The sequence below is a fragment of the Flavobacterium marginilacus genome, from assembly GCF_026870155.1.
Taxonomy (GTDB): Bacteria; Bacteroidota; Bacteroidia; order Flavobacteriales; family Flavobacteriaceae; genus Flavobacterium; species Flavobacterium marginilacus.
Genome location: NZ_CP113975.1, coordinates 4,708,791 through 4,718,765, shown reverse-complemented (window position 1 = coordinate 4,718,765; position 9,975 = coordinate 4,708,791). Strand labels below are relative to the sequence as shown.

At 36.2% G+C, this 9,975-nt stretch carries 8 protein-coding genes; 2 read left to right on the top strand and 6 right to left on the bottom strand.

Translation table 11 applies throughout. The annotated features are described in order from the left end of the window. The first annotated feature begins 20 nt into the window (after nucleotides 1-20). Complete coding sequence (gene pbpC, locus OZP07_RS19680) at nucleotides 21-2,414, top strand: penicillin-binding protein 1C (RefSeq protein WP_281636434.1); 2,394 nt, start codon at nucleotides 21-23, stop codon at nucleotides 2,412-2,414. A 230-nt stretch (nucleotides 2,415-2,644) separates the two neighbouring features. Here the strand turns inward: pbpC and OZP07_RS19675 are convergent, their stop codons facing one another. The 6 genes from OZP07_RS19675 to OZP07_RS19650 all read right to left on the bottom strand — a co-directional run bounded on the left by OZP07_RS19675 (nucleotide 2,645) and on the right by OZP07_RS19650 (nucleotide 8,584). After that, nucleotides 2,645-4,180, bottom strand: a complete 1,536-nt coding sequence (locus OZP07_RS19675) for an ArnT family glycosyltransferase (RefSeq protein WP_281636433.1) — start codon at nucleotides 4,178-4,180, stop codon at nucleotides 2,645-2,647. After that, nucleotides 4,180-4,557, bottom strand: coding sequence for a GtrA family protein (locus tag OZP07_RS19670; RefSeq protein WP_281636432.1), 378 nt, complete (start codon nucleotides 4,555-4,557; stop codon nucleotides 4,180-4,182). The genes OZP07_RS19675 and OZP07_RS19670 overlap by 1 nt, the downstream gene beginning before the upstream one ends. Further along, the gene (locus OZP07_RS19665) at nucleotides 4,544-5,266 is read right to left on the bottom strand and encodes a phosphatase PAP2 family protein (protein ID WP_281636431.1); all 723 of its coding nucleotides are present in this window, start codon (nucleotides 5,264-5,266) and stop codon (nucleotides 4,544-4,546) included. Before OZP07_RS19665 ends, OZP07_RS19670 begins: the two co-directional genes overlap by 14 nt. 143 nt (nucleotides 5,267-5,409) lie before the next feature. Then, the gene (locus OZP07_RS19660; RefSeq protein WP_281636430.1) at nucleotides 5,410-6,192 is read right to left on the bottom strand and encodes a hypothetical protein; all 783 of its coding nucleotides are present in this window, start codon (nucleotides 6,190-6,192) and stop codon (nucleotides 5,410-5,412) included. A 162-nt stretch (nucleotides 6,193-6,354) separates the two neighbouring features. Beyond that, nucleotides 6,355-7,899, bottom strand: a complete 1,545-nt coding sequence (locus tag OZP07_RS19655; protein WP_281636429.1) for a ribonuclease E/G — start codon at nucleotides 7,897-7,899, stop codon at nucleotides 6,355-6,357. A 394-nt stretch (nucleotides 7,900-8,293) separates the two neighbouring features. Continuing rightward, entirely contained in the window at nucleotides 8,294-8,584 is a 291-nt protein-coding gene (locus OZP07_RS19650) for an HU family DNA-binding protein (RefSeq protein ID WP_035634379.1), read from the bottom strand. 133 nt (nucleotides 8,585-8,717) lie between these two features. Between OZP07_RS19650 and mutY the strand changes: the two genes are divergently transcribed. After that, nucleotides 8,718-9,755: an A/G-specific adenine glycosylase gene (gene mutY, locus OZP07_RS19645; protein ID WP_281636428.1), complete on the top strand. Its 1,038-nt coding sequence runs from the start codon at nucleotides 8,718-8,720 to the stop codon at nucleotides 9,753-9,755. Nucleotides 9,756-9,975 lie beyond the last annotated feature (220 nt).

Below are 9,975 nucleotides of genomic sequence, written 5' to 3'. Positions count from 1 at the left end.
TGTTTTGGAAACCTGTTAGGATGGAAAATAAAAAAACTTTGAAAAATAAACTAATTGCGTTCTCACAACGCATCATCAATTGGATAAAAAAGAATAAAATCAAATCATCAATAGCATTTTTGCTGTTGATGGTTTATTATTTTTCGTTGCCTAGGACTTTGTTTCAGGAGCCTTATTCCACGGTGATTGAAAGCAGGGAAGGAGAATTGCTTGGTGCCAAAATTGCGCTTGACGGGCAATGGCGGTTTCCTGCTCAAGACAGCGTTCCCTATAAATTCAAGAAATGCATTGTCTATTTTGAGGATGAGTATTTCTACAAGCACCCAGGATTTAATCCTATGGCGATGTTCAATGCTTTTCAGCAAAACCGAAAAGCAGGCAAAGTCGTTCGTGGAGGAAGCACCTTGACGCAACAGGTAATCCGCTTGTCTAGAAATGGTAAGAGCCGAACCTATTTCGAGAAAATAATCGAACTCATTCTCGCCACCCGATTGGAGTTGGGATATTCCAAAAACGAAATTTTAGAATTATATGCCTCGCACGCTCCGTTTGGAGGAAATGTGGTAGGTCTTGAAATGGCTTCTTGGCGGTATTTTGGGGTGCAAGCCCACCAATTGTCGTGGGCAGAAAGCGCTACTTTGGCTGTTTTGCCTAATGCGCCAAGTTTAATTTATCCGGGAAAAAACCAAACAGAATTACTGAATAAACGCAACCGGCTTTTGTTGAAATTGAATAAAGAAGGAGTAATTGACAAACAGACCTACGAACTTTCGATAGACGAACCCTTGCCACAAAAGCCGTATGATTTGCCCCAAATTGCTCCCCATTTGTTGCAACGTGTTGCCAAGAATCAGTCGGGAAAGAGGGTGAAAACTACTATTGAAATTGGATTGCAAAACAGGGTCAATCAAATTGCGAAGTATTACTATAATCAATACAAACAAAATGAAGTCCATAATTTGGCTATTTTGGTCATTGATGTGTCCAATAGAAAAGTGATGAGTTACGTGGGGAATTCGCCTACGGATGGTAACCACCAAAAAGATGTGGATATTATCGATGCACCCCGAAGTACAGGAAGTATTCTCAAACCGCTTTTGTATGGGGCAATGCTCGACGACGGGGAATTGTTGCCCAATACATTGGTGGCAGACATTCCGACGCAGATTTCGGGTTATACACCGCAAAATTTCAACCTGACATTTGATGGTGCTGTTCCGGCACACAGGGCATTATCGCGTTCCCTGAATATTCCTGCCGTATTGATGTTGCAGGATTTTGGCGTGAACAAATTTTACGAAGAATTACAACGGTTCAAGTTGCGCGATATTTCAAAACCGCCGGATCATTATGGTTTGTCGCTCATTTTGGGTGGAGCCGAAAGTAATTTGTGGGATTTGTGCCGAACTTATGCAGGCTTATCTTCCACTTTGAATTATTTCAATAAAAATAATGGACAATACAGAACCAATGAATTTGCAGAACTCAATTATGATGATCGTTTTCAAGTAGATTTTGGGGACGAGACGAAGCAAAAGAACATTTTGGGAGCCGGTTCGATTTGGCTTACGTATAACGCAATGGAACAAGTCAACCGCCCTGAAGGTGACGAGGCTTGGAAATTTTATGACAGTTCGCTCAAGATTGCTTGGAAAACCGGAACCAGTTTTGGTAATCGCGATGCGTGGGCGATAGGAACGAACGCGAGATATGTTGTAGGAGTGTGGGTAGGCAACGCTACAGGGGAAGGAAGACCAACATTGACGGGAGTTAGCAGTTCTGCTCCTATTTTGTTTGATGTTTTTAATTTGTTGCCAAGACAGAGATGGTTTGATACTCCGTATAAGGATTTGGAAGAGGTTGAGGTTTGTAATTTGAGTGGATATATTGCCAAAGAAGGCTGTCCGACAATTAAACAATGGGTTCCCAAAAAAGGAAAAAACACGGCTGTTTGTCCCTATCACAAAACGGTGCATTTGGACAAAACACTGCAGTTTCAGGTCAACAGCAGTTGTGAAAGTGTCGATAATATTGTGACCAAAAATTGGTTTGTTTTGCCTCCCGTAATGGCTTGGTATTACAAAAGCCAACACATAGAGTATCTGCCGTTGCCCCCGTTTAGAAATGATTGTATGGGATCGCAAACCACAACAATGGATTTTATTTATCCCAAAACCAACAGCAAAATCTATCTTACCAAAAATTTTAATAGCGAGGTACAGCCCGTAATCCTGAAAGTAGCCCATTCGCAACGCGAAAGCAAACTGTTTTGGTATGTCGATAATGCTTTTAAAGGCACAACCAAAACTTTTCACGAAATGCCTATTTCGGCCACGACGGGATTCCATTACATCACCGTAGTCGATGAATTTGGAAATGAAATCCGAAGAAAAATTGAGATTGTGAAGGAGTAACTTTAGAACGAATGAATGTTAACCCGTTGGATGAAATTCAAATTAAATAAAAAATTAACCACATAGAGACATAGATTTATAATTAATCGTCAAAGAATAGATAGAAAACAGCACTGTTTTTCACATAGATTGGCTATGCGAAAAGTAAAACGCCTATCAAATTCTTTTAAATACATAGGAAATTCTATGTTTCTATGTGGTTAAAAATAATTTAACCCAATGGGTTGAAGTTATTCTCCAGTATAATTCTGAAGTAAATAAACCAGCATATTTCGAACAGGTTTTTTATTCCTGAATTGTTTAATAATTATTGGGGGATTAATTTTTTCAAAACTCTTTTTGTATAATTCATTCGGATCACTAAAACTATTCGAAACAGTAATAAAATAAGCATCATCACCAATTTTTAGCTGTTTTTTATAGGCATTTAACCAATCATAAGTATGAATGTCTTCCAGCTTTCCTAAAGCTATAAAGTCTAGACCCAGAGGCTGTGCAATATAATTGTCAATATGCGCTCCAGGAAACCATTTGTTATTTATGACGAAAGTGGTTTTTGTTATACCCGATTCTATGTTTTTATTGCGGACTTTTTCAAATTCAGTTTTGAAGAAGTTCCAATCATACATATCAAGTGTAAAGTCCTTTTTGCCCAAGGATATTTCATTTTTGCTTCCAATTGTTCCTGGATAGAAATTTATGGTTAGGATGCCTGCCAGCGCAATTAGAGAAATCAATACACAGGAGGTATTTACTAATTTTCTCCATGTTGAATTTCTGTCCTTGGTTTTTTCTATTTCATCTGAAATGTAGCAGGAAGTGAGTATCAAGAGTGTGACAAAAGCCGGACCCGACCAATGTGGTAAAGTGTCTCTGAAGAATGAGATAGAAAGTAACAATAGAATTAAAGGAAGGCTTATCAAAAGAAGCAGTCTTTTGACAGCTGTGGAAATGTCGATTTTGTTTTTCCAAATGGCAGTTAAAGAGCAAAATATCAAAAAATAATTAATCGGATTGTTATAAAAAAGGCCTCCGAAAAACTCCCTAAAAAAGCCGGAAATATTGATTCCCCTGCTAATTGAGACTCTTTGGCTGTGATAGGTATAGGTTATAAAATGGTTTTCGATGTTCCAAATTAAAATTGGCGAAATAATGAGCAAAGTAATCAGGACTGATAAATACAGATAACCATTTTTTAGTAAAGTTCTTTGGTAGCATAAAATGTACAACCCAAAACCAGCCCATAAAAAAATCCCGTGAATTTTGCTCATAATACACAATCCGCTGAATAAACCAAATAGAATTAGGCGGTTATTAAGTTTTTTAGCTTCGGCTGTTCCTGAAACAATCTGAATTAAAAAATGAATACTAATCAGCCAAAAAAATAATTGAGGAGAGTCCGGTAAAATAAATACTCCTGCAATTATGCTCGAATACAAGGAACCTGAATAAAGCAACGAAGCAATTAAACCCGCTTTTTTATTTTTAATTCCTTTGCAGATGTAATAAATAAGATAAGTGTTAACAGCTCCAAAAATAATTGATCCCAAACGCACAAAAAGCTCATTAGTCAAATTGAGATTAAAAGTTGTCAGCCGAATTAGCAACGCAACCATTGGCGGATGGTCAAAATAATTCCATTGCAGGTGCTGGGCATACGTCAGATAATACACTTCGTCGTTGCCCAAGCCTATTGATACGGCAATAATAGATCTAGCAAGTGTTGCTAGCGCTATAATTAAGGTTAATTGCTGATTTTCTTTCATTATAATTTAAAGGTGTACAATGAGTTTGCGGTAAAATTCCAGACAAAAACAATTATTGTTACGATTGCCTTGCAGACATAGAAATTGATTTTGGTGTTTTTTTGAAGCAGATAAAGAAACGAGGTATTCAATAAAAAACCGATAACGGAGATAATCAGAAAGCTTAAAAATTGAGTTGCAAGATGGTTATCGGTATTGTGAAAAGTGAAATATTTATTCAGAAAATAATTGTTTACAACACCAAAAAGGAATCCAAATGAATTGGAAAGGTATTTATTAAGCAACAATTTTTCTTTACAAATCCAAGTTATTGAGAAATCTATCAGGAGTCCAGAAAACCCAACCAATCCAAATTTAAAAAATTTAATAAGATCCATTTATTTTTGGTTTATGCTGAGTTTTAAAATTATGCATCGCTAAATTGTATTGCCTAGTAATTTGAATACCCGCTTTTTTGATCTTGAATTTATTTTTTCTGTACCATAAAATGCTGAAAGTACCCGATAGAATGCCTAAAGCAGCTCCCGCTAATACATCAATTGGGAAATGATGGGCCAGATAAATTCGGGAATACCCTATCGCCATCGCGAATAATAATGAAAAAGCCCAGATATGCCTTCTTTTAAAATAATTTGTAAAAACGGTCACCATTGCAAATGCCGAGGCGGTATGACCTGAAGGGAAGCTTCGAAATCCAATTCTGCAATTTGAAAAAGTGTCCAAATAATAGCTGTAATGAAGAGATTCGAAATATACGCTGGGTCTTGGAGACATAACAAAATGTTTTATGATTTGGGATAAAATTCCGGAACTTAAATACCCAAGGAGCAAAAGCATTCCTAATTCTCTATGTTTTTTGAAGGAAAGCATAATAACCGCAAATAGCAATAAAGTGAAAAGGCCATCTCCGCAAATAGTAATATTTTGAAAAAAGACTGTTAGTGAAGGTGTGTGAAAGCCATTCAGAATAATGAAGCTGTCAGCCTTTGTATTAGTGCATAAAAAAAGAACAGCCGAGATAGTCAATAGCAAACTGCCAATATAAAAAAAGTTGTTTTTGTTTATTATTTCTAAAAGCTTCTTCATTTTCATAAAATTAATAATGGTAAAAATAAAACCTTACTTTTTTTATTTGTTTAAAAATGAGATTATTAAAATCCGATGAAATCGTAAATATAATGTTATGCAAGGATTTTAAATGAAGTGATTTTTCGCCAGACAGATTCGTTTTAAAACCCAATTCGGAGTGGAATATAGGCTTTATTGTTGTTAGTGAGTCTGAAGGTCAGCCCAAAAGTAAAACCTTTTAATTCCGGTTTTTCATCTTGTGTTAAAGGATAGGAATAGCCAAATCCGAGGTCGATAAAATTCAAAAATGACAGTCCGGCAAGTGAATACAGGTTACGGTTTGAACCTCCGGCTTTAATAAATATGGCGTTTCCCGTGTTCAAAGAAAAATATGCATCGGGAATACCAAAGTATTTACCGTCATAACTGCTTATTCCATATCCTAAACCCATAAAAAGTTTGGTTTTATTCTCGCAGTCTAGGCAAAATTCCAAACCGCCTGTAAATTGGCTTTTAACTGTTATGGAATAATTAATGTAAAAAATGGGTTGCCAGTCCAGAAGTTTTGGAGTGTGGCTTTCTTTGCGATTAAAGTTTTGGGTTGATACGAGTGTTTCGTTTTCGTCATACCATGTAGAAATACCGATTAATTCCTGTCCTTCTTTGTCTTTGGAATAACCTTGAAATTGTAATTTATGATTTTTTAAATAATAGTCTTTTATACAATAGGCAGAATCAATATTCCTGATATGATAGCCGACTGCTTTTTTGGTTTCTATTTTTTCAGACGGAATACGGTAATATATTGCCTGATCTTTTGGGCAGTTTTTCCAGCAATAATCAAAGTAAATGGTGTCTTTTTGGGCAAAGGAACAGGAAAAAAGAAATAAACATAGAAGTGTAAAAAGCTGAGTTCTTTTCTTTTGACTTTGTAATAGTTTCACTTCGTATCTCATCTTAATGGTACCGCAAAAATTTAAGAAAATAGTTGCTTTTATATATAGTGAAAATAATAAAAAAAGCTTTTTTAACAGCTGCTTCTTTTGATAAATATTTTTTAAAAATGCACAAAAAAACCGCCAATCTTTCGAAAAGCGGTTTTTGTTTTATTCGTTGATAACATTTCCTTTTTTGTCATAGAAATGGTACTCTAAATACGTGTAAGCGTCACGTGGTATGATTTTCACCCATTTTTTGTGTTCAAAAAACCATTTTGAACGCAATGATGGAAAACCTTTACTGAGGTATGCAGCCACAAAAGGATGTACATTAAGCACTACTTTTTTGTGGGTTTTTAATACTCTTTCAAGATCGGAAGCGATTTTGTCAATGATTAAAATAGGCGCTTCAATTTCGCCGTTTTCATTGTTTGGATCTTCTTCTCTTGTTTTGATAATAACTTCTGGTCTTACGCGTTGTCTGGTAATCTGGACCAGCCCAAATTTACTCGGTGGTAAGATTTTGTGTTTCGCTTTATCGTCGCTCATTTCTTCCCTCAGGAAGTCGAACAGGACTTTACGATTTTCGGGATTCGACATATCGATAAAATCAACTACTATGATACCGCCCATATCTCTAAGACGTAATTGTCTTGCTATTTCGGCGGCTGCAATCATATTGACTTCCATGGCTGTGTCCTCTTGGTTGGTGGCTTTGTTAGAACGATTGCCGCTGTTTACGTCTATAACGTGCAGCGCTTCGGTGTGTTCTATGATAAGATAAGCTCCTTTACTCATGGAAACGGTTTTCCCAAATGAAGTCTTGATTTGTCTCTCTATATTGTATTTCTCAAAAATAGGAGTGTCCTTAGACTGATAGAACTTAACAATTGATTGTTTGGATGGTGCAATTTCCTGCACATAATCCTTTGTCTGGTGGTACAACTCTTCATCATCAATCTGGATACCGCTGAAGGTATCATTAAATACATCTCTTAATATAGAAGAGGCTCTGTTGAGTTCTCCTAATATTTTGGATGGATGATGAGCAGTTGGTAATTTTTTACACATTGCATTCCATCTGCTTAGCAGGTTCTGCAAATCTTTTTCTAATTCTACTGTGCTTTTGCCTTCGGCTACTGTGCGAACAATAACGCCAAATCCTTTTGGTTTGACTGATTGTACAAGACGTTTCAAACGTTCCTTTTCTTTTTTGTCTTCTATTTTCTGAGAAATAGAAACGCGGTCAGAAAACGGAACCAAAACAATAAATCTTCCTGCCAGAGAAAGTTCTGCGCTTAATCTAGGACCTTTGGTCGATATTGGTTCTTTGACGACTTGTACCAAAACAGACTGATTGGCGCTGATTACATCTGTAATTGTACCGTTCTTGTCTATTTCTTTTTCAAACTGAAAGTTTTTAAGGGAGAAATCTTTTATTTTACCTGCGCTTACAAGTTTTATGAATTTCAGCTGGGAAGCTAAGTTAGGTCCTAAATCGTGATAATGTAAAAAGGCATCTTTCTCGAAGCCTACATTTACAAAAGCAGCGTTAAGTCCAGCAACGGGTTTCCTTATTTTGGCAATAAAAATATCGCCAACCTGAAAGTTGCTTTTCTCTTCTTCTTTGTGTAATTCAATTAGTTTTCCATCTTTTAATAAGGCAAAATCTACGAAATCAGAACTAGATCGAATGATTAATTCTTTATTCATTTGTAAATTTTTATCCAAACTTTTTAGCTGTAGGCATTAGGCAATAGGCATTAGGCAAAAAAAGCTTAAAGCTTATAGCTTAAGACTTAAGGCTTAAATGTAAGGATGGATTAAACAATATTTGAACAGGTTTGTTTACCCGGTGAGGAAAAATATCTTTGAGATGCAAGATGAAAGAATAAAGATTTTTGGTCTTTCTTCTGTTTTCTTTCTTCTATTTTCTTTTCCTCGATTTCAATGAACGTTTAAAAAAGAAAAAAGTAGTTTAAAACTACTTTTTCTTTTTGTGACGGTTAGCTCTCGCTCTTTTTTTGCGTTTGTGCGTTGCTACCTTATGTCTCTTTCTTTTTTTACCACTTGGCATATCTAATAGATTTATAATTAATTAATAGTGTTATTTTGCTTCGTTGTTCACTTTTACGCCTTCAACAAAAACTTTTGCAGGTTTGAATGCAGGAATATTGTGTGCAGGAATTTTGATAGTGGTATTTTTGGAAATATTTCTTCCAGTTTTTTCAGCTCTTGTTTTAACGATAAAACTACCGAAACCTCTTAGGTAAACATTGTCACCAGTCTCTAGTGAGTTTTTTACTTCGTTCATAAAAGTCTCTACGGTTGCTTGCACATCCCCTTTTTCAAGACCTAATTTTTCTGAAATCTTCGCTACGATATCTGCTTTCGTCATTTTCTTTCCTTTTTATTATGTTGTAATAATTTTTTTGAGTTTGCAAATATATGAATTAAAAAAAGAATAAATCAACCTAAATCGTTAAAATTTAATTACATAAACAATTACTTTTGTTTTCTAAAATATTAAGATGATTTTTTATAACGATCTAATTAAGTGGTACTTGCAGAATAAACGGGATCTGCCTTGGCGCAAAACTGTCAATCCGTACCTGATTTGGCTTTCCGAAATTATGCTTCAGCAGACAAGAGTAGCGCAGGGATTGCCCTATTTTTTATCTTTTATCGAGGCTTTTCCGACGGTTTTTGATTTAGCAGACGCCAATGAGGAAAAAGTACTTAAACTCTGGCAGGGATTAGGCTATTATTCCCGTGCCAGAAACCTGCACAAAACAGCACAGATAGTTGCTTATGAAATGAACGGTGTTTTTCCGGATAATTATAAAGACTTATTAAAACTGAAAGGAATTGGTGAATACACCGCCGCCGCAATTGCATCTTTCTCCTATAATGAATGTGTTCCAGTAGTCGACGGAAATGTGTTTCGAGTGCTTTCGCGTTACTTTGACATAGAAACTGATATTGCTCAGGCTTCTGCCAAAAAAGAATTCGCTGCTTTGGCTTTTGAATTAATGCCAAAAGATAATCCTGCATTATTTAATCAGGCGATAATGGAATTTGGAGCCCTGCAGTGTGTGCCGAAAAACCCCAATTGTGCTGAATGTGTATTTAATAACAGCTGTGCCGCTCTGCAGAAAAAGAAAGTCGGTCAATTACCTGTTAAATTAAAGAAGACCAAAGTCCGAAACCGCTACTTTAATTATATAGTAGCTGTCGATGAATTGGAAAACACCGTTATTCAAAAACGTACTTCCAAAGGAATCTGGCACAATCTGTATGAGTTCCCGCTGATCGAAACCGACAAAGCCGAAGATTTCGAAACCGTAGCCCAGCAGATCAACAGTCATTTTTTCAAGGGAAATAAGATCGAGAGCCTGATGGAATATAATGAAGAAAGTATTGTTCATAAACTTTCGCACCAGCATCTGTACATCAAATTTTGGAAAGCAAATTTAAAAGGGACTATCGAAGACGGAATTGATATCAAAACCGCCAAAACATTTCCCTTTCCCGTAGTTATTCACAATTTTATTGAACAGGAATTGTAAAACAATTTGGGGGTGCCGCTATAAAGAAGCGGGGCCAGCTCATAGGAACGGGTATTCGGCCCCACTGCTTTATAGCGTCGGGCTGTCCGCGTTACTTCGGTAACCAGCTTCCATCCCTCACCCGAAACCAGAAAACGATGAGTTTTTGTTCTTTAAATTGAATTGTGAAATTGTGAAATTTTTAATTCATGCGATTCATGTCTCAGACTTTTAAAATCAG

Excerpts from the sequence above, each read along its gene's own strand:
- pbpC (WP_281636434.1), top strand. The coding sequence starts at position 21 with ATGGAAAATAAAAAAACTTTGAAAAATAAACTAATTGCGTTCTCACAA.
- OZP07_RS19675 (WP_281636433.1), bottom strand. The coding sequence starts at position 4,180 with ATGAAAGAAAATCAGCAATTAACCTTAATTATAGCGCTAGCAACACTT.
- OZP07_RS19670 (WP_281636432.1), bottom strand. The coding sequence starts at position 4,557 with ATGGATCTTATTAAATTTTTTAAATTTGGATTGGTTGGGTTTTCTGGA.
- OZP07_RS19665 (WP_281636431.1), bottom strand. The coding sequence starts at position 5,266 with ATGAAGAAGCTTTTAGAAATAATAAACAAAAACAACTTTTTTTATATT.
- OZP07_RS19655 (WP_281636429.1), bottom strand. The coding sequence starts at position 7,899 with ATGAATAAAGAATTAATCATTCGATCTAGTTCTGATTTCGTAGATTTT.
- OZP07_RS19650 (WP_035634379.1), bottom strand. The coding sequence starts at position 8,584 with ATGACGAAAGCAGATATCGTAGCGAAGATTTCAGAAAAATTAGGTCTT.
- mutY (WP_281636428.1), top strand. The coding sequence starts at position 8,718 with ATGATTTTTTATAACGATCTAATTAAGTGGTACTTGCAGAATAAACGG.